The organism is Amycolatopsis sp. NPDC026612, assembly GCF_040638285.1.
Taxonomy (GTDB): Bacteria; Actinomycetota; Actinomycetes; order Mycobacteriales; family Pseudonocardiaceae; genus Amycolatopsis.
Map to the genome: position 1 here is coordinate 1 of NZ_JBEZYB010000122.1, position 18819 is coordinate 18819.

Genomic DNA, 18819 nt, shown 5'->3' on the forward strand with positions numbered 1-18819 from the left:
GCGACGTTGATCAAGGCGGTGGAGGACTTCCTGCAGGGGCCGGAGGTCCTGCGTGACGGCGGGGTCGAGGCGATGAAGGAGATCCGCCGCATCCGTGACGAGTACCCGGAGACCAAGCGCCACAAGGCGACCGACGTCCCGGGGATCGCGTCCAACGACATCGGCATCATCAACAGCGCGCCGCGGCCCAGCATGCAGCGGCTGGTGCTGATCAAGCGCGTCCTCGACCGGGTGCTCGGCCGCAGCCGGTTCGGGCTCGGCGCGGTGCCGATCGACGAGGCGAACTGGTGGCACATCGCGCTGTTCGACACGGCGGTGGTCACCGACGCGAGCCAGGAAGGCGTCCGCGTCCGGTCCTACGACCGCGTGAAGATGTTCGCGCTGGCCAAGCAGGGCGCGAAGGTCGTCCAGCGGCTGCGCAAGGAAGGCGCGGCGGTGCAGGAGCAGTACAAGCGCGCCATGCCGGAGCTCACCTCGCGGGAGAACTGGAAGCGCCTGTACAAGCTCTGATCGAGGGCTTTCGCGAAGGCCGTCTCACGCTCGTCGTGAGGCGGCCTTCGCGCGTCAGGAGTGCATGCCGAACACCGTGCTCTTCCGGGTGAGGTCGTCGATGTAGGCGGCGGCGACGTGGGCGAAGTTGATCGCGACCACCTTGTCGTCCTTGGTGGTCACCGGTTCGACCCCGCCGGCACGCACGAACTGGGTGAGCTTGTCCGCCAGCTTGCCGGATTCTTCGGTGGTCAGCGCGAACAGCAGCGGTTCGCCGCCGGTGGCCAGGTGCAGCACGAGTGCGGGTTTCGAGTCAGCCATGCGTCCATCGGACCAGCGGTGATCTTCGCGCGGCAAGGGAGTTCGCTGAGGGCGCACCAGCCGGCCGGGGGCCGTGGACTACCGTTTTCCCGAAGTCCGGAAGCACCCCGGGGGGACGGAAGCGATGCCTCACTCGTTCTCGCTGTCGCTGGCAGCGGTGGACATCCTGCTCGAACAGCTCCGGCTCGGCCGCGCGCCGACGCCGTTCGAGGTCCCGCACGTCGGCACGACCGTCGAGCAGCGCGCGATGATCCGCAACGCCGTGGTCCGCGACCTGACCGGCCGCGGGCTGTGGAGCCGCGGCCGCCTCGACCCGGACGCCGAGCTGGCGCTGGCCACGTTCGTCCGGGGCAGCGTGACCATCAGCGCGGCCGCCGAGCTGGGCGACCGGCACCTGTTCGCCCGCGTCGCCTCCGACGGCCAGTTCGCGGTGCTCGCCCACCAGGAGGAGAACCTCATCGTCTTCGAGGAGGTCCGCCCGACCGGCATCGTGCCGGCGATCGTCGACCTGCTCCCGCTGACGCCGGCCGCGCCCGGCCAGTCGGTGACCATCTCCCGGCCGCCGGCCCAGCCCCGCCACCAGCGCCGCGAAGACGCGTACGACCCCTTCGCCGGCGTCACCGGCCCGCGCTCCCACAGCGGCGGCAGCGGTCCCCAGGTCCGGATGATCGAGCGCGTCTTCCAGGAACCGAAGAAGCGCATCGGCCAGTTCACCGCCCAGACCCGCGGCGGCACGTTCCCGCCACTGGCCTGGTTCGACACCCCGGCGGGCCGCTGGCTGATGTCGTCCCGCGCGGCCGCCGACGGCCAGCGCTGGATCACCTACGCCCCGGCCGACAACGCGCGGCTGGCCCAGCAGCTGTATGCCCAGCTCGAGGGCCAGTTCTGACCGTCGGGGAACCGGCCGCGCCGCCGATGCGTCCGAAGTGGAGATCGGTGAACGGCAGTTGCGCTGGGTGCCCGGCTAGTAGACTTCCGGGTGCACACGCACGGGCGAAGCGATTCGGGGTGGAACAGCGATGCAGATGGCTGACGGCGGGGGCGGCGGCTCGATCGCGGACATCGTCAACCCGCTCTCCTCGGCCGGGATGGGCGCCGCGGTGCAGGCGGTCACGGCCGAGACCCAAAAGCTGGTCGACGCGGCCAAGGGCGGCGGGTTCAAGATCACGCCCGAGGGTGTCAAGCCGATCCGGGATTCGCTCACCGAGCTCATCAACGGCCTCACCGACGTGCAGGCCACGAGCTTTCTGCTGGACCAGACCCCGCAACTCGGCGACCACCCGTACGGTCACGCCGTCGCCAAGCACGACTCGACGGCCGCAGGTAAAGCGACTGAGGTTCTGGAGCAGCTCAGGCGGGTCGCGCAGCAGGCAGACGAGGCGCTCGCTCGTGCCGCCGGCCTCTACAAGGAAACCGAGAGCCAGGCCTTCTCCGCACTTCAGACCAAGCAGGCTTGAGGGATGACGAAACTTCTCGTTCGGGTTCTCCTCCCTCTCGTGGCCGGTGGCGCGCTGCTCGCCGGGTGCACCACCACGCAAGGGGGAACGGCGTCACCCGCCCAGTCGTCCCCGGCCGGTCAGTCGGGAGCCCCGGAAAGCCCCTCTTCAGGGGGCGGCGGGGCCCAGTCGATCACCGATGCGTGCACGCTGCTGGAAGCGAGCGACGTCAGCGGCTACGGCGAGTTCAACGAGCCAAAGCAAGGCAACGTAGCCGGAGTGCGAACCTGCAGGTACCAGCAGAAGATCGCCTCGGCGAGTGAAAACGCCAAGGTGATCGCCGTCAACGTCCGCGACACCGCATCCGTCGCACAGGTCAACGACACCGGCGGCGGCGTGGTCGACAAGGACGTCAACGGCCGGAAGGCGAAGGAGGCGCCGGGTGGTGCGTCCGTGGCGGCCTGCACGCTCGCCCTGCCGGTGGGTGATTCGTCACGGGTGGATGTGGCGGTGACCGGTGCCGAATCGGCGGACCAGGCCTGCCAGGTCGCCGAGGCGGTCGCGAAGGCCGTCGAACCGCGGCTGCCGAAGGGATAGGGGAACCCAGATGACCACGCGACAGGGACCGCGGCCGAAGACCGAAGACAAGACGCCCCAGCAGGTCCAGGACATGGCGCCCGCCGAGCGCGACGCCTACCTCCAGCAGAAGGCCGAAGAAGGGGTCGACCCGGGCAACTGGTTGTTCGGGGCGGTGCAGCAGTGGATGGCCCAGGCCCGGGCGAAGAACCAGGCCCAGCAGATGGGCGACAAGAACGTCAAGGAAGCCACCCAGGGCCGCGATGTCGAGTACGTGCAGGGCCTGAACCCGTCGAGCGCGGACTACAAGGGCAGCGACCACACCCAGCTCCAGGGGTATCTGGACACCAACCTGAACGTCGAACAGGTTTCGGAGCTTTCGACCGCGTACCACGACGTGCACCAGGTCTTCGACAAGTTCGCCCAGTCGATGAACACCGCCGTCAACGCCTCCAAGGGCACCTGGGAAGGCGGCGCGGCCGAGAACGCGCAGCAGTACTTCACCAGCCTGAGCAAGTGGTCCGACGCGAACTCGCAGAACGCGAAGCTGGCCTCGGAGACCATCTACGACCAGGGGCAGGCCGCCGCCACGGCGAAGAACTCCATGCCGGCCCCCATTCCGTTCAGCTGGAAGGACGAGTTCAAGGACTGGGCGACGTCGAACCCGCTCAACCTGGCCGACAACGTCGACAAGTCCCTCCAGAAGCAGAAGGACAGCCAAGCTGCGCACGACGAGGCCGCGAGCGTCATGTCGACGTACGACAAGAACCTCTACGAGGCCGCGTCGAAGCAGCCCGCCTTCGCACCGCCGCCGAGTTTCAGCACCGGTGGTGGCACTGGTGACCCCAACGGGACCGGCGACAAGACGGGCATCAACAACCCGTCCGGCGTGAACATTCCGGGCCCCGGCTCGGTGACCATGCCCGGAGGCAACGCCCACGTTCAAGGATTCGGGTCCGGGGCCGCCGTTCCGGGCGCGGGTGGTGCGGCCGCGCACTTCTCCGGGCCCGGCTCGACCACCGGGTCGGGGTTCGTGCCCGCCGGCGGCACCACGCCGTCCAGCTTCACGCCCAGCTCGATCTCGGGCCCCTCGACGTCGAACCCGAACCAGCAGTTCGGGGGGATGCCGCCGATGAGCCCGATGCCGATGGGCGGGATGAACTTCGGTGGCGACGAGGCCTACAACTCCAAGGTCGGCGGCGGTGGTGGTAGCGGCAGCGGGCGCGGTGGCGGCGGCTTCGGCCCCGGCGGCTCGGGTGCCGGCAACGCGACGGGCGCGGGCGCCGCGTCCGGTGCGGCCCGGCCGGGCGGGATCGGTGCGGCCGAAGCGGCCGCCGGACGCGGTATGGGCGGCCTCGGTGCGGGTGCCGGTGGCCGTGGCGGCATGGGGCCCGGTGGCGGCGGCATGGGTCGTGGCCAGAAGGGCGAAGGCGACGAGGACACGGAGCACTCGCGCCCGACCTACCTGGTCGAGGGTGACCCCGACGAGGTCTTCGGCACCGACCTGCGCACCGCTCCGCCGGTCATCGGCGAATAAGGCGGCAAGACGACCGAACCGAACGGGCCCCCGCTGGTTGGCGGGGGCCCTTTCGGTTCGGTCGTCTCAGTAGCGGTAGAACTTCTCCGCGCGGCCCTGCCGCACCAGCTTCAGCCACTGCAGGAACGCCTTCGGGTCCCGCTTCACGCCCACGAAGTACAGGCCGAACCGGACGATCTCCAGCGCGCCGATCTTCCGCATTCCCGGCTGGGACAACAGGTACCCGCGGTTGCGGTAGGTGTAGTAGCGCTTGACCTCGTTTTCCGGGTCCTGCGCGTGGAACTTGCCGCCCAGCATGGGCTTGAACTCGTCCGAGCCGTCCGGGTGCAGGTACTTCGTCTTGAGCGACGTGCCGAACGGCAGCCCCGAGCGGACCAGCCGCCGGTGCAGCTCGACCTCGTCGCCGCGGAAGAACAAGCGCAGGTCCGGCACGCCGACGACGTCCAAAGTGGACGCCCGGAACAGGGCGCCGTTCATCAGCGAGGCGATGCCGGGCAGGAAGTCCACGCCCAGTTCGGACTGTGATCGCTTCCAGGTGAGGCCGCGGCGCAGCGGGAACGCCAGCTTGTCCGGCGCGTCGATGTTCGACACCACCGGCGAAATCTCCGCCAGGTTCCGTTTTTCCGCTTCCGCCAGCAGGATCGCCAGCACGTTCTCGTCGGCCGGGCGCCCGTCGTCGTCGGCCAGCCAGACCCAGTCCGCGCCCAGCGAGAGCGCGTGCAGCATGCCCAGCGCGAACCCGCCGGCACCGCCGAGGTTCCGGTGCGACGGCAGGTACGTGTACGGCAGCGGGTAGCTCTCGACGACTTCGCGCGCGGAGTCGTCCGGGCCGTTGTCGACCACCACCAGGTGGTCGACCGGGCGGGTCTGGGCCGCGATGACCTTCAGCGAGTCCGCGAGCAGCTCACGACGGTGCCGCGTGACGACCACGCCGACGACCGCGCCATCGGGTAGCTGCCGGGTCTCGCTCGCCATCATTCCCCGCCGTTCGTCGTCGCCACCGGCTCGATGCCGAAGCGGTCCAGGGTTTCCTGGCTCATGTTCTCGAAGGGGTCACGCCCCTTGTACGACGTGAGGACGTCTCGCAGCGAACCGCGTTGCTTCACGTGCCCTTCGTCCATCCAGAGCGCCGAGTCGCACAGCTCGAACAGGAACTCGTCCGAGTGGCTGGCGAACACCAGGATGCCGGAGCGCTTCACGAGGTCCTTGAGCCGGTCTTTCGCCTTGTTGAGGAACGCCGCGTCGACCGCGCCGATGCCCTCGTCCAAGATCAGGATCTCGGGGTCGATCGACGTGACGACGCCCAGCGCCAGCCGCACGCGCATGCCGGTCGAGTACGTCCGCAGCGGCATCTGCAGGTAGTCGCCGAGCTCGGTGAACTCCGCGATGTCGTCGACCCGCTTCTCCATCTCCTTGGCGGTCATGCCGAGGAAGAGGCCGCGGATGATGATGTTCTCTTCGCCGGAGATCTCCGGGTCCATGCCGACGCCGAGGTCGAAGACCGGCGCGATCTTCCCCTGGATCCGCGACGACCCGCGGGTCGGCTCGTAGATCCCGGCCAGCAGCCGCAGGAGCGTGGACTTGCCGGCGCCGTTGTGCCCGACCAGGCCGACGCGGTCGCCCTCGCGGAGGTTCAGGGTCACGTCGTGCAGTGCTTCGATGATCGGGACCTTGGTGTCGGTGCCGATCTTGCCGCCGACCTTGCCGAGGACCTTCTTCTTCATCGACCGGGTCTTCGCGTCGAAGATCGGGAAGTCGACGAAGGCGTTGTGGACGTCAATGCTGACCATTTGTCACACCCAATAGGAGACGCGGGCACGGTAGTTGCGCATCGCGACGAGCGCGAGCGCCCACCCGACGACGGTGATGGCACCGACCACGATCCAGTTTTCGACACTGAACTCCTGGCCGAGCAGCGGTGCGCGAACCACCTGCATGAAGTGGTAGAGCGGGTTCGCCTTGACGATCGGCAGGATCCAGGACGCGCCTTCGCGGGTTCCGCCGGTCATCAGCTGGTCCACCGGCCACACGATCGGCGTGCCGTAGAACAGCAGCTGGATCAGCGAGTTGACGACCTGCGGGATGTCGCGGAAGCGGGTCGAGATGATGCCGAACAGCAGCGTCACCCAGGCGGCGTTCAGCGCCAGCAGCAGGAACCCCGGGATGGCCAGCAGCATGGTCCAGCTGAGACCCGGGTGGCAGATGTGGCCGGTGACGCACTTCCCGTCGCCCAGCAGCGAGTACTGGTGGCTGAGCGCGCCGAAGAAGATCGCCAGCACGGCCACGTAGACGATCATGTTGTGGACCAGCATCAGCGTCTGCCGCCACACCGTGCGCAGCATGTACACGCTCAGCGGGGCCGGGAGCTGCTTGATCAGCCCCTCGTTGGCGATGAACGTCTCCATGCCCTCGGACAGGCAGCCTTGGATGAAGCCCCAGATGATGAAGCCCGTGGAGATGTACGGGAGGAACACCTCGACCGGCAGCTTGAACAGCTGCGAGTACAGCAGCCCGAGCCCGACGGCGAGGACGGCTTGGCTGATCGTGATCCAGAAGGGCCCGATCACCGAGCGGCGGTAGCGCTGCTTGATGTCCTGCCAGCCGAGGTGACCCCACAGCTCGCGGGCGCGGAAACCGGCCTTGATGTCGGCGAAGGCACGCGCGAACGTCTTGCTGTCCGACGTCGGGGGAGCCGACATCGCTACGGGTGAGTCCGCGGCCTGAACCGTGCTGGTGGCATGCACGTGGACGAGGGTACCGATGGAGGCCCGGCGCCCTTGACAGGGCACTGGGGCGGGACCGGCCCCGGCGCGCCTCGGGGGATAGGGTCGGGGACGGACCGCAGCCCCGCAGCGACCCGGAGGTTTCCATGTTCATGCTCGGCGAGCACCCGGTCGGTGCCGACCACCCCCCTCTCGTGATCGCCGAGATCGGGATCAACCACGAAGGCGACCCCAAGAAGGCGCACAAGATGGTCGACGACGCCGCGGACGCCGGCGTCCAGGTCGTCAAGATCCAGACCCACGTGGTCGACGACGAGATGATCCCGAACGACGTCGTGCCCGGCAACGCCGACGAGCCGATCTGGGACATGATGAACCGCGTCGCACTCACCGCCGAGGACGAGCGGGAGATCAAGGCGCACGCCGAGGAGCGCGGGCTCGTCTTCCTGTCGACGCCGTTCTCCCGCGCGGCCGCGGACCGGCTGGCCGAGCTGGACGTCGCCGGGTTCAAGATCGGTTCGGGGGAGTGCAACAACTACCCGCTGATCCGGCACGTGGCCTCGTTCGGCAAGCCCGTCATCCTCTCCACCGGGATGAACGACGTCGCCTCCATCACCCCGGCCGTCGAGATCCTGCGCGCGGCGGGCGTCGGGTTCGCGCTGCTGCACTGCACGTCGCTGTACCCGACGCCGCCGGAGCAGGTGCGTCTCGGCGCCCTCGCCGAGCTGCACGCGGCCTTCCCGGACGCCGAACTCGGGCTTTCCGACCACACCACCACGATCTACCCGTGCCTGGGCGCGGTCGCGCTCGGCGCTTCGGTGCTCGAACGGCACTTCACGTCCGACATGAGCTGGCCGGGCCCGGACATCCCGGTCTCCTCGACGCCGGCGGAGTTCAAGCAGCTCGTCGAGGGGTCGCGCCTGATCCACGCGGCCCGCGGCGGGTCGAAGCAGATCCTGGCCGAGGAACAGCCGACGATCGACTTCGCCTACGCCTGCGTCGTCACCACCAAGGACGTCGCCGAGGGCGAGACGCTGAGCACCGAGAACATCTGGGTCAAGCGCCCGGGCACCGGGGAGATCAAGGCGAAGGACTACGAGGGCCTGCTCGGCCGGGCCGTCACGCGGGCGCTGCCCGCGAACACGCAGGTGAGCTGGGCGGACCTTGGCTGAGGCCGGCCGGCGTGAGGTCCTGTTCCTCACCGGCACCCGCGCCGACTTCGGGAAGCTGCGGGACGTCATGCTCGCCGTGCAGCGGAGCTCGGTGCTGTCCGCGCGCATCGTGGTCACCGGCATGCACATGCTCCGCAGCTACGGCTACACGGTGCGGGAGATCGAGCTGGCCGGGCTGGAGCGGCTGCACCTGATCCCGAACCAGATCGAGGACGAGCCGATGGCGCTCGTGCTGGCCAACACCGTCCAGGCGCTGGCCAGGCTGGTGCACGAGGAGCAGCCCGCCGCGATCGTCGTGCACGGCGACCGGGTCGAGGCGCTCGCCGGCGCCATCGTCGGGTCGCTCGCGAACGTGCGGGTCGTGCACATCGAAGGCGGCGAGGTCAGCGGCACGATCGACGACGTCATCCGGCACTCGCTGTCGAAGCACGCCCACGTGCACCTGGTCGCCAACGAGCGGGCGCGGCGCCGGCTGCTGCAGCTCGGCGAGGAGGAGGACCGGATCTTCGTCGTCGGCAGTCCCGAGGTGGACGTCCTGACGTCGGCGCGGCTGCCCGACCTCGACGAGGTCCGGCGCCACTACGAGATCCCCTTTACCGACTACGGGCTGCTCGCCCTGCACCCGGTGACGACCGAGCGCGACCAGAACCGGCGCAATGCGGCGGCCGTGGTCGATGCCGTGCTCACCGAGGGCAACTGGGTTGTCATCGACCCGAACAACGACGAAGGCTGCCGCGAGATCAGGAGCGAACTCGACCGGCTCGAGGGCCCCCGGTTCGTGCGCCTGCCGTCGATGCGGTTCGAGTACTTCGTCACCTTGATGAAGAACGCCGCCGTGGTGCTGGGCAACTCGAGCGCCGGCGTGCGGGAGGCGCCCGTGCTGGGCACCCCGTCGGTCACCGTCGGCACCCGGCAGCGCAACCGGGCGATGGCGCCCAGCGTGCTGGCGGTCGAACCGACCGCCGAAGCCGTGACGGCCGGGATCGGCAAGGCCCGCGCCATGGGCCGGTGCGCGCCGCACACCGAGTTCGGCGAGCCGGGAGCCCACCGCCGGATCATCGATCTCCTCGAGGGCGAGGAGATCTGGCGGCCTTCGCTCTACAAGGCCTTCGTGGATCGTTAGCCGGCCGCGTGCTGTTCGGCCAGGACGAGGTCCGCGGCGGAATCGATGTCGATCGCCCGCTCGACCGGCACGAACTGGGGCCGCACCTCGGGGATGAAGAACCGTTCGTGCCGGCGGAGGTCGCCGGCGCGGACGAGGTAGATCCCGCCGGTGGGGCGCAGCACGACGGGCAGCGTCTGCCGGGGCGCCTCGAGGTCGGCCCAGTCCCGGACCGGGGCGATCCCCCCTTCCGGCGTCTCCAGGCACACCTTGAGCGGGTGGTGATCGGTCGAGCGGCACATCTGCACGACCGAGCCGGTCGGCCGGTCCGCGTGGATCTCGAGGCACTCGGTGATGTCTTCGGCCGTCCGCAACGGCGAAGTGGGCTGGAGCAGCAGGACGAGCGTCGAATCGGGGACGCCCAGCGAGTCAATCGCGTGCGTGACCGCGGGCAGGGTCCGGCTCGTCGCCTCCGCGAGGTGGGCGGGCCGTTCGACGACCCGGGCTCCCTCCGCCTTCGCCGCGGCGGCGATCCCGGCGTCGTCGGTGGTGACGACGACGTCGGCGATCCCGGCCGCGACGGCGGTGTGGACGGTGTGCGCGACCAGGGGACGGCCCCGGAAGAGCGCCAGGTTCTTGCCCGGCAGCCCCACGGAGCCGCCCCTCGCCGGGACGATGGCCAGCGCGGTCACAGAGGACCCCTTCCGGGTAACGACAGTGGTCTGTCGGCTATTGTCCGTCTGCTCGGCTGCCCCCTGACGGCGGCCCCGGTCACCGATGCCATGGGGGAGCGATGAATCGGACTCAGTTCGCGGGCGAGGCGTCCGAGCAGCTCGACGAAGGTGACAACGGCCGCATGCTCCGGGACCTCCTGCTCGCCTACGCCCGCGGTCAGCGCGTCGAGACGATCGCGGTGGTGGGGAACGCGCCGATGGCGCCCGACGCCGCGCGCGCCGCGCTGATCGACGGCAGCGACCTCGTCTTCCGCATGACGACGTTCGCGCTGGACGAGCCGGACGCCGAGCCTGCCTACGGCCGCCGCACCGACGTCGTGGTGATCCACCGCGGGGTCGTCGTCTCGCCGTACACGTTCGCCGACTACACCTCGCGCCTCTACCTGCTCGCGGAGCCGGGCCGGCTGTTCTGGGAGCCCGAGACGCTGCCCGACTGGTGGCCCGTGGACCTGGGCTTCGTGCCGATTTCGAACCGGAAGTTCGTGCTGCCGCTGTCGAAGCTCCTGGGACTGTCGGTGGACGAGCACGTCTGGGCCACGACCGGCACGCTGGTGACGTACCTGTGCAAGCAGCTCTTCCCGCAGGCGCTGGTGCGCCTCACCGGCGTCTCGATCCTCGAACGACCGGACCAGACGGACTTCGAGCACGCCTGGGGCGACAAGGTCGGGGTGACGGCGGAACACCGGCTCCACGCGGAATCGAAGCTGCTGAGCACTTGGCGTGACTCCGGAAGAATCGAGATCATACAGTGAGTGACATTCGCGGAGTGGTGGTTCCACGGGCGAAAGCGCTCGCCGGCATGGCCTGGCGACCGGTGATGGCGAGGCTGCGGCCGCGGATCGAGCAGATCGCGACCGACCGGCTGCAGCCCGGAATCGACCGGCTGAACGCGGAAATCGCCGCGCTCCGCCAGGACGTCGAACGGGCCACCCAGGAGCTCGACGGCCACGTGAAGTGGCTCTACGACGAGCAACGCCGCCTGGCGCCGCACCTCGCCGCCCTGGAAGCGCGCGTCGCCGCCGTCGAACGGCCGGGCTCCGCGGCCCGGCCGGCGGAGCGGCTCGAGTACTCGCCGGACGAGGCCGACGAGGTCCGCGCCGAGCACGCCCGCATCCGGGCGCGGCTCGCCGCGATCTCCAAGTACGAAGAGCGGTTGGCCCGCCTGGAAGAGGACTTCTCGGCAAAGCGCGAGGTGGCCGGCTGAGCCTCGTCGACACCGCGAGGCCCGCCGGGGTGCGGCGGGCCCGTTGGGCGTGGCCGCTGGTCCTGGTCCCGCTGGCGCTGACGATCGCCTGGACCGGGCTCAACCACGACGTCCGGTTCGTCCTCGGCACGCTCCAGACGGCCGGCCGCGCCGGGCTGTCGCCGTCCGAGGTCTTCGTGCACCGGCCGATGGCCTACCGGCTGGTGCTGGCGCTCGGCGACGCCGGGAGCTCGCTGCCGGTTCCCGCCCGGGAGGCCGTCGTGCGGGTGCTGGCGCTCGTCGTCGTCCTCCTGGTGTCGCTGCTGCTGCGCGCGGGCCTGGTGCGGTACCGCCCGGCCGGTGAGGCGACGGCCGTCGCCGCGGCGACCGGACTCGCGCTGGCGCTGGCCCCGAACTGGGACTTCCTGCAGCCGGAGTGGCTGGCGGTGGTGTTCGCGGCCGGCGGCGTCGGTGCCGCGCTCCGGGTCCGGCGGCCGGTGCCCGCCGCCCTGCTCGGTGGGGCGCTGCTGGCGCTGACCGTGCTGGTCAAGTACACGACGGCACCGACCGCGGTGGTCGCGCTCGGCGTCGTGGCGGTGCTCGACCGGCGGCGCGCGGTGCTCACCGGCGTGCTCGGCGCGCCGCTCTGCCTGGCCCTGTTCGGGCTGTCGGTCCTGATCGAGCCGCGGGAGTGGCGGTGGTTCGGCGAGCTGTCCACGCTCAACGGCGCGAGCCCGCTGAGCCGGGGTTTCGCGGTGAGCGACGCGCGGGCGCTCTTCGCGACCGTGGTGAACGAGGCGTTGGCCGTCCCCATGGTCGCTCTGCTCCCGGTGAGTGTCGCCGTGCTGGTGCGGCTGGCCGTGGGACGGCGTGCGCGCCTGGCGTGGCTCCTCCTGCCCGTGGCCGCGATCCTCGTCGTGCTCGCGGCCGTCGTCCTGCAAGGACAGTGGTTCCAGTACCACCTCGCGGCGCTGGTGCCGTTCGCCGCCGCGCTCGGGGGCCTCGCACTGGTGCGCTGGTCCGCCGAGCACGGCGGCCCACCCCGGGCGCTGGTGCTGCCGGCGGTCGTGCTCGGCGCCGGGCTACCGATGGTCTCGGCGGCGAGCACGGAGTGGCGCCAGGCGCACGGAACGCCCGTCTACGCGGTGCTGGTGGTCCTGGTCGTCGTGGGCGTGCTGCTCGCGCTCAAGGAGCGCGGCCGGACGTGGCCGGTGGCCGCGGTGCTCGGCGCGGCGGCCGTGTTCGTGGTGCCGGTGTGGCCGAGCGCGCCCTACTCGTTCGACGCGATCCACGCGGACTACACGAACTCCGAACGCGTCGCGGCGGCCCGGCTCGACGAGCGGCTGTTCGCGCCGGTCCGGGCGCAGATCGGCGCGGACACCCCGGTGGTCTACCTGGCGTTCGGCGACATGGCGTACTTCTTCGGCAACCCGGCGAACTGCCGCTACCCGGCCCCGGTGTTCGTGCAGCGCGGCACGTACATCCCGGCGGTGCGCGGGCTGCGGAGCTACCGGGAGAACCTGGACTGCCTCGAACGCACGGACGCCGAATACCTCGTGGTGCAGCCGTCCTGGCTGGCGGTGGACCGGCTGCCTGCCGACGTCGCGGCCGGAGTGCGCAGCCGGTTCGACTGCGACCGCGCCCGGCCTGCGGGTGAGCTGACGATTTGCCCGCGGCGCTGATCGAGGACCGTCGCTGTCCTCGATCGCTTCTACTGTTCGAGCATGACTTCCGAGATCACGCCGTTCCGCATCGACGTCCCGCAGGCCGACCTCGACGACCTCCGGGCGCGGCTGGCGAACACCCGCTGGCCCGACCAGCCGGCCGGCGCCGGCTGGCGGCTCGGCGCGCCCGTCGGCTACGTGCGTGAGCTGGCCGAGCACTGGCGCACGAGCTTCGACTGGCGGGCGCAGGAGGAACGCCTCAACGGCTTCCCGCAGTTCACGACCACGATCGACGGAACGAACGTCCACTTCCTGCACGTGGTTTCGCAGGAGCCCGCGGCGGCGCCGGTGCTGCTCACACACGGCTGGCCGGGCTCGATCGTCGAGTTCCTGGACGTCATCGGGCCGCTGACCGACCCCCGCGCGTACGGCGGCGACCCGGCGGACGCGCTGACGGTGGTGGTCCCGTCGATCCCGGGCTACGGCTTCTCGGGCCCGACCCCCACGCCGGACTGGGGCCCGGACCGGATCGCCCGCGCGTTCGCGGAGCTGATGACCCGCCTCGGCTACCCCCGGTTCGGCGCCCACGGCGGCGACTGGGGCGCGACGATCTCCCGCGAGCTGGCCATCCAGTTCCCGGAGCGGCTGCTGGGCATCCACGTGACGATGCTGCCGTCGGCGGTCGTCCGCAGCGAAGCGGATCTCGACGGGCTCGAGGGGCCTGAGCTGGAGAAGGGGCAGCGCTCGCTGGCGAAGGGGACGAAGTTCTCTCGCGAGGGCACCGCCTACGCGATGCTCCAGGCGACGAAGCCCCAGACGCTGGCGTACGGCCTGCACGACTCCCCGGCCGGCCAGCTGGCGTGGATCGCGGAGAAGTTCCGCTCGTTCTCGAACACCACGGAAGACCTGATCGACCGCGACGACCTCCTGGCCGACGTATCGATCTACTGGTTCACCCAGACGGCGAATTCCGCCGGCCGGCTGTACGCGGCCCTGAAAGGCAGCTGGGGCGGACCGGGCCCGGCGAACACGGTCCCGACGGGCGTGGCGGTCTTCCCGGACGACATCGGGCTGCCGATCCGGACGCTGGCGGAACGAACGGACAAGATCGTCCACTGGTCGGAGTTCCCCAGCGGCGGCCACTTCCCGGCGCTGGAGGAACCGGACGCCCTGATCGGCGACATCCGTGCGTTCTTCCGCGCACTGCGCTGAGGGCGAAGCCGGCCGAAGCGGAGTTGTCCACAGCAGTTGTCCACATCCCCCGTGGTCTGTGGACAACCCCTTCGGCCGGGCTCAGAGGTACTGCCCGGTCCCCGAAATCCCCGGTCCGTGCTCCGGCCCGTGGCCGTGCCCCGCCAAACCCGAAGGGCCGGCCGGCAACCCGCGCCGCATCTGCTCGAGCTGGACCCGCGCCGCCATCTGCTGGGCGAACAGGGCCGTCTGGATTCCGCTGAACAACCCCTCCAGCCAGCCCACCAGCTGAGCCTGCGCGATCCGCAGCTCCGCGTCCGACGGCGTCGAGTCATCCGTGAACGGGCGGACCAACCGCTCCAGCTCGTCCTGCAGCTCCGGGGCCAGCGCCTTCTCCAGCTCGCGGATCGACGTCTGGTGGATCTCGCGCACCCGCGTGCGGGACGCGTCGTCCAGCGGGGCCGCGCGAACCTCCTCCAGCAGCTGCTTGATCATCGTGCCGATCCGCATCACCTTCGCCGGCTCTTCGACGAGGTCGCCGAGGGACTCGGGGTGCTCCGCGTCGTCGGACGGCCGCTGGTGGGCGCCCACCGGGGTGCCGTCCGGTCCGACGACCACCACGTGGGGTGAAGGTTCCTGGCCCGGGTCACCCGCTGTGAAGTTCGGCTCGGTCATGTGCTCCATCCTGGCTTGCGTTCGACACGCTCCGCGACACCCACGGGGTGTCCGTCTCCGAGCGTAGCGGCTCCCGGGGTTCCCGGTGGCTCTCCACCCAACCCCGGACGCACGGCGAAACCGCACGTCCGTACGGTGTCCCCATGGCGTTTGACGTCGCTCGTATCCGTGGGCTCTTTCCCGCGCTGGGTGACGGCTGGATCCACTTCGACGGCGCCGCCGGAATGCTGGTCCCGGAACAGGTCGCTTCGGCCGTTTCCACGGCGATGCGCGCCCCGGTGTCCGGGCCGGGCGGAGCGTTTCCGGCCTCGCAACGCGCGGAAAGCATCGTGACCGCGGCCCGCCGGGCCGTGGCCGACCTGGTCGGTGCCGACCCGGCTGCCGTCGTGCTCGGGCCGAGCGCGCCGGTGATGTTGCGCCGGCTCGTCGACGCGCTCGCCGAGCGCTGGACCATCGGCGACGAACTCGTCGTGTCGAGGCTCGACGAGCAAGCGAACGTGGCGCCCTGGCTGCGCGCCGCCAAGCGCGTCGGTGCCACCGTGCGCTGGGGCGAGATCGACATCGAGACCTGCGAGCTGCCCGCGTGGCAGTACGAGCAGCTCGTGTCGGCGCGCACGAAGGCCGTCGCCGTCACCCTCGCGTCCGGTTCCGTCGGCACCCGGCCGGACGTGCCGACGATCATCGAGTTCACCAAGCGGGTCGGCGCGCTCGTCGTCGTCGACGCCACCTACGCCGCGCCGTTCCTGCCGCTGGACATCAACGCCCTCGGCGCCGACGTCATGGTCGTGTCCGCGCAGGCCTGGGGCGGCCCCTCAGTGGGCGCCCTCGTCTTCCGCGACCCCGAGCTGATCGAGCGGATCCAGCCGGCGTCGCTCGACCCGATGGCCCGCGGTGCCGCCCGCCTGGAGCTCGGCCCGCACGCCTACCCGCTGCTGGCCGGGCTGATCGCATCGATCGACTACCTCGCGGGCCTCGACGACGCCGCCGCCGGATCGCGGCGCGAGCGCCTGGTCACCTCGCTCGGGTCCGCGAAGTCCTATCACGCCGGGCTGCTCGCCCAGCTGTCGACGGAACTGCTGTCGCTGCGGCACATCATGGTCATCGGCAACGCCATGCGCCGGATTCCCGCGCTCGCCTTCGCCGTCGCCGGCAAGAAGTCGCCCGAGGTCGCCGAGTACCTGGCCAAGCAGGGCTTGTGCGCGTTCGCCGACGACGGCACGAGCGGCGTGTTCGCGTCACTCGGCGTCGGAGAAGTGGGCGGCGCCGTGCGGATCGGGCTCGCCCACTACTCCAACGTCTTCGAGATCAACCAGCTCGTGCGCGTCCTCGACGAACTCCGTTAAGACTTCGCCGCCAACAGGACCTTGCCGAACACGCTGCCCTCTTCCAGGACCCGGTGTGCGGACGCGGCTTCGGCCATCGGCACGACCTGGCCGACGATCGGCTTGACGAGACCGTCGGAAACCAGCGGCCACAGGCGCTCGCGGACGTCGGCGACGATCGCCGCCTTCTGCTCGAGCGGCCGGAACCGCAGGCCCGCCGCGAACACGCTGGCCCGCTTGCCGAGCAACGTGGCGACGTTCAGCTCGCCCTTGACCCCGCCCTGCATGCCGATGATGACCAGCCGGCCGTCGGCGGCCAGCGCGTCGACGTTGCGGCCCAGGTAGGACGCGCCCATGTTGTCGAGGATGACGTTCGCGCCGCCGGTCTCCTTGCGGAGCACCTCGACGAAGTCCTCGTCCTTGTAGTTGATGGTGATGTCGGCACCGAGCTGGCGGCAGCTTTCGAGCCGGTCGGCCGAACCCGCGGTGACGGCGACGGTCGCGCCGAGCGCCTTGCCCACCTGGATGGCGTGCGTGCCGATCCCGCCGGCACCGCCGTGGACCAGGAGCACTTCGCCCTCCGTGAGCTTCGCGTGCATCACGACGTTCGCCCACACCGTGCAGGCCACCTCGGGCAGCGCGGCCGCGGTGAGCAGGTCGATCTCGGACGGCACGGGCAGCAGCTGCCCGGCCGGGACGACGACCTTCTCCGCGTAGCCGCCGCCGGAGAGCAGCGCGCAGACCTCGTCGCCGACCGTCCAGCCTTCGACGCCTTCGCCGAGTTCCGCGATCGTGCCGGAGCACTCGAGGCCGATGATTTCGCTCGCACCGGGCGGCGGCGGGTAGTGGCCCTGGCGCTGCAGGAGATCCGCGCGGTTCGCCGCGCTCGCGGCGACCTCCAGCAGCACTTCACCGGGGCCGGGACGCGGGTCCGCGACCTCCGTCCACTCGAGAACGTCCGGGTCACCTGGTTCACGGATGGTGATCGCGTACATGGGCTCGACCGTATACCGCCGGGTGAAGGTCCCGCCGAATGAAGCATTGACGTTCTTCGCATATCGAACAAAGGTGAGCAACCATGTCACTCTTTCGAACGAGATTCCTCCCGCCGGTGGCCTTGGCCGCCGGCGTGACGCTGGTGCTCGGCCTCACCCCGGCCGCCGCCGCGAACACGGTCCCCGAAGGTCCCGCCCTGGCGAAGCAGCTCGTCAAGAAGGTCGACGTCAACGGCGTCAACCGGCACCTGATCGCCTTCCAGCGGTTCGCCGACACCAACGGCGGCACCCGGGCGGCGAGCACCGAGGGCCACAAGAAGTCCGCCGAGTACATCGCGACGAAGCTCGAGGCGGCCGGCTTCCAGGTCACCCGCCAGGAGTTCCCGTTCACCTACTCGCAAACCCTGGCCGAGAAGCTGACCGCGGGCGGCGCGAGCGTCCCGGTCATCGCCATGGAGTACACGACCTCGACGCCGGTCGGCGGCATCACCGCGCCGCTCGCGGTGGTCGCCGTCGACGACACCAGCGGCTGTGAGGCCACCGACTACACCGCGGACGTCGTCGGCAAGATCGCGCTGATCAAGCGCGGTGGCTGCTCGTTCGCGCAGAAGCAGCAGACCGCCGCGGCGGCGGGCGCGATCGGCGCGATCGTCTACAACAACACCGACGGCGCCCTGAACGGGACCCTGGGGGGTCCGGAGAACGCGAAGATCCCGACCGGGGGCGTGACGGCGGCCGCGGGGGCGCAGCTGGCCACGCTCGGCGGGCAGAACGTGACGCTGGAGCTGCGGGCCTTCCAGGAGGCGCGGACCAGCTACAACGTCATCGCCGAGACCAAGACCGGGCGCAAGGACAACGTCGTGATGCTCGGGTCGCACCTCGACAGCGTCCCGGCCGGCCCGGGCATCAACGACAACGGCACCGGATCGGCGACCCTGCTCGAGACGGCGCTGCAGCTGGGGAGCAGCCCGAAGGTCAACAACGCTGTCCGCTTCGGCTTCTGGAGCGCGGAGGAGTTCGGCCTGATCGGCTCGACCTACTACGTCGACCAGCTGAGCTTCGAGCAGCAGCTCGACATCGCGCTGTACCTGAACTTCGACATGATCGGCTCGCCGAACGCCGGGTACTTCGCCTACGACGGTGACAACTCCGACGGTGTCGGCGCGGGCGCCGGCCCGTACGGCTCGGCGCAGATCGAGAAGACCTTCGTCGACTTCATGCAGGCCGCGCGCGGCGTGTCCCTCGAGGGCACCGACTTCACCGGCCGCTCGGACTACGGCGAGTTCATCGCCGTCGGCATCCCGGCCGGCGGCCTGGACACCGGCGCCGAGGTGCTGAAGACCCCGGCGCAGGCGGCGAAGTGGGGCGGCACGGCCGGCGTCGCGTTCGACCCGTGCTACCACCAGGCCTGCGACAACCTGGGCAACATCGACCGCGTGGCGCTGGACCGCAACGCCGACGGTGTCGCCTGGGCCCTCGGCGTCTACGCGACGAGCACCGAGAGCGTCAACGGCGTCCAGCCCGGCAAGGCGAAGGCGGCCAAGCAGAAGGCCGCCGAGCGCGGTGCGCAGCGGAACTTCTCCGCCCGCGCCGTGGCGGGCGACCCGCACGCCCTGACTTCCTGACCCGAGCGCCCCAATGTGGCCTTCGGTGGGGTGTACGCCACGCAGGGCCCAAAGGGTGGGGTGTAAGGCACCCA

19 protein-coding genes and 1 pseudogene are annotated in these 18819 nt (G+C 70.5%); 13 read left to right on the forward strand and 7 right to left on the reverse strand.

Annotated features, from left to right (window positions below; translation table 11 throughout):
- A pseudogene (locus AB0F15_RS42585) lies at positions 1-510 on the forward strand (glycosyltransferase family 2 protein); the annotation flags it as partial.
- A gap of 54 nt (positions 511-564) precedes the next feature.
- Here the strand turns inward: AB0F15_RS42585 and AB0F15_RS42590 are convergent.
- Positions 565-810 (reverse strand): hypothetical protein, encoded by a 246-nt coding sequence (locus tag AB0F15_RS42590; protein WP_360283182.1) that lies wholly within the window; start codon positions 808-810, stop codon positions 565-567.
- A 124-nt stretch (positions 811-934) separates the two neighbouring features.
- On the opposite strand from AB0F15_RS42590, the gene AB0F15_RS42595 reads away from it, so the two are divergent.
- The 4 genes from AB0F15_RS42595 to AB0F15_RS42610 all read left to right on the forward strand — a co-directional run bounded on the left by AB0F15_RS42595 (position 935) and on the right by AB0F15_RS42610 (position 4359).
- On the forward strand, positions 935-1699 hold the full coding sequence (locus AB0F15_RS42595; RefSeq protein ID WP_360283184.1) for an ESX secretion-associated protein EspG: 765 nt from the start codon (positions 935-937) through the stop codon (positions 1697-1699).
- A 130-nt stretch (positions 1700-1829) separates the two neighbouring features.
- Positions 1830-2267, forward strand: coding sequence for a hypothetical protein (locus tag AB0F15_RS42600; protein ID WP_360283186.1), 438 nt, complete (start codon positions 1830-1832; stop codon positions 2265-2267).
- A gap of 3 nt (positions 2268-2270) precedes the next feature.
- A complete protein-coding gene (locus AB0F15_RS42605) occupies positions 2271-2843 on the forward strand; it encodes a DUF3558 domain-containing protein (protein WP_360283188.1) in 573 nt (190 codons plus the stop codon).
- A gap of 10 nt (positions 2844-2853) precedes the next feature.
- Positions 2854-4359 (forward strand): hypothetical protein, encoded by a 1506-nt coding sequence (locus AB0F15_RS42610; protein WP_360283190.1) that lies wholly within the window; start codon positions 2854-2856, stop codon positions 4357-4359.
- A gap of 66 nt (positions 4360-4425) precedes the next feature.
- Here the strand turns inward: AB0F15_RS42610 and AB0F15_RS42615 are convergent, their stop codons facing one another.
- The 3 genes from AB0F15_RS42615 to AB0F15_RS42625 are packed head-to-tail and all read right to left on the reverse strand — an operon-like array spanning position 4426 to position 7103.
- Positions 4426-5334: a glycosyltransferase family 2 protein gene (locus tag AB0F15_RS42615; RefSeq protein ID WP_360283192.1), complete on the reverse strand. Its 909-nt coding sequence runs from the start codon at positions 5332-5334 to the stop codon at positions 4426-4428.
- Positions 5334-6149: an ABC transporter ATP-binding protein gene (locus tag AB0F15_RS42620; protein ID WP_360283194.1), complete on the reverse strand. Its 816-nt coding sequence runs from the start codon at positions 6147-6149 to the stop codon at positions 5334-5336. The genes AB0F15_RS42615 and AB0F15_RS42620 overlap by 1 nt, the downstream gene beginning before the upstream one ends.
- 3 nt (positions 6150-6152) lie before the next feature.
- Complete coding sequence (locus AB0F15_RS42625) at positions 6153-7103, reverse strand: ABC transporter permease (RefSeq protein WP_360283196.1); 951 nt, start codon at positions 7101-7103, stop codon at positions 6153-6155.
- Between the two features lie 125 nt (positions 7104-7228).
- Here AB0F15_RS42625 and AB0F15_RS42630 point away from each other — a divergent pair, with 125 nt between their 5' ends.
- Positions 7229-8254, forward strand: coding sequence for an N-acetylneuraminate synthase family protein (locus AB0F15_RS42630; RefSeq protein ID WP_360283198.1), 1026 nt, complete (start codon positions 7229-7231; stop codon positions 8252-8254).
- Positions 8247-9377: a UDP-N-acetylglucosamine 2-epimerase gene (gene neuC / locus AB0F15_RS42635; RefSeq protein ID WP_360283200.1), complete on the forward strand. Its 1131-nt coding sequence runs from the start codon at positions 8247-8249 to the stop codon at positions 9375-9377. Before AB0F15_RS42630 ends, neuC begins: the two co-directional genes overlap by 8 nt.
- Here neuC and AB0F15_RS42640 read toward each other — a convergent pair.
- Positions 9374-10048, reverse strand: a complete 675-nt coding sequence (locus AB0F15_RS42640) for an acylneuraminate cytidylyltransferase family protein (RefSeq protein WP_360283202.1) — start codon at positions 10046-10048, stop codon at positions 9374-9376. The genes neuC and AB0F15_RS42640 overlap by 4 nt on opposite strands.
- Positions 10049-10149: 101 nt before the next feature.
- Between AB0F15_RS42640 and AB0F15_RS42645 the strand changes: the two genes are divergently transcribed.
- From AB0F15_RS42645 to AB0F15_RS42660, 4 genes are read left to right on the forward strand one after another with little or no spacing between them, the layout of a single operon-like run.
- Positions 10150-10842 (forward strand): hypothetical protein, encoded by a 693-nt coding sequence (locus tag AB0F15_RS42645; RefSeq protein ID WP_360283204.1) that lies wholly within the window; start codon positions 10150-10152, stop codon positions 10840-10842.
- A gap of 14 nt (positions 10843-10856) precedes the next feature.
- Positions 10857-11294, forward strand: a complete 438-nt coding sequence (locus tag AB0F15_RS42650) for a hypothetical protein (RefSeq protein ID WP_360283206.1) — start codon at positions 10857-10859, stop codon at positions 11292-11294.
- 29 nt (positions 11295-11323) lie between these two features.
- Entirely contained in the window at positions 11324-12955 is a 1632-nt protein-coding gene (locus AB0F15_RS42655) for a hypothetical protein (RefSeq protein ID WP_360283208.1), read from the forward strand.
- Between the two features lie 42 nt (positions 12956-12997).
- Positions 12998-14149, forward strand: coding sequence for an epoxide hydrolase family protein (locus AB0F15_RS42660; RefSeq protein WP_360283210.1), 1152 nt, complete (start codon positions 12998-13000; stop codon positions 14147-14149).
- An 81-nt stretch (positions 14150-14230) separates the two neighbouring features.
- Here the strand turns inward: AB0F15_RS42660 and AB0F15_RS42665 are convergent, their stop codons facing one another.
- The gene (locus AB0F15_RS42665; RefSeq protein ID WP_360283212.1) at positions 14231-14812 is read right to left on the reverse strand and encodes a bacterial proteasome activator family protein; all 582 of its coding nucleotides are present in this window, start codon (positions 14810-14812) and stop codon (positions 14231-14233) included.
- 134 nt (positions 14813-14946) lie between these two features.
- Between AB0F15_RS42665 and AB0F15_RS42670 the strand changes: the two genes are divergently transcribed.
- Positions 14947-16146, forward strand: coding sequence for a cysteine desulfurase-like protein (locus tag AB0F15_RS42670; protein WP_360283214.1), 1200 nt, complete (start codon positions 14947-14949; stop codon positions 16144-16146).
- Here the strand turns inward: AB0F15_RS42670 and AB0F15_RS42675 are convergent.
- On the reverse strand, positions 16143-17120 hold the full coding sequence (locus AB0F15_RS42675; RefSeq protein ID WP_360283216.1) for an NAD(P)H-quinone oxidoreductase: 978 nt from the start codon (positions 17118-17120) through the stop codon (positions 16143-16145). The genes AB0F15_RS42670 and AB0F15_RS42675 overlap by 4 nt on opposite strands.
- A gap of 83 nt (positions 17121-17203) precedes the next feature.
- Between AB0F15_RS42675 and AB0F15_RS42680 the strand changes: the two genes are divergently transcribed.
- A complete protein-coding gene (locus tag AB0F15_RS42680) occupies positions 17204-18745 on the forward strand; it encodes a M28 family metallopeptidase (RefSeq protein WP_360283218.1) in 1542 nt (513 codons plus the stop codon).
- Positions 18746-18819 lie beyond the last annotated feature (74 nt).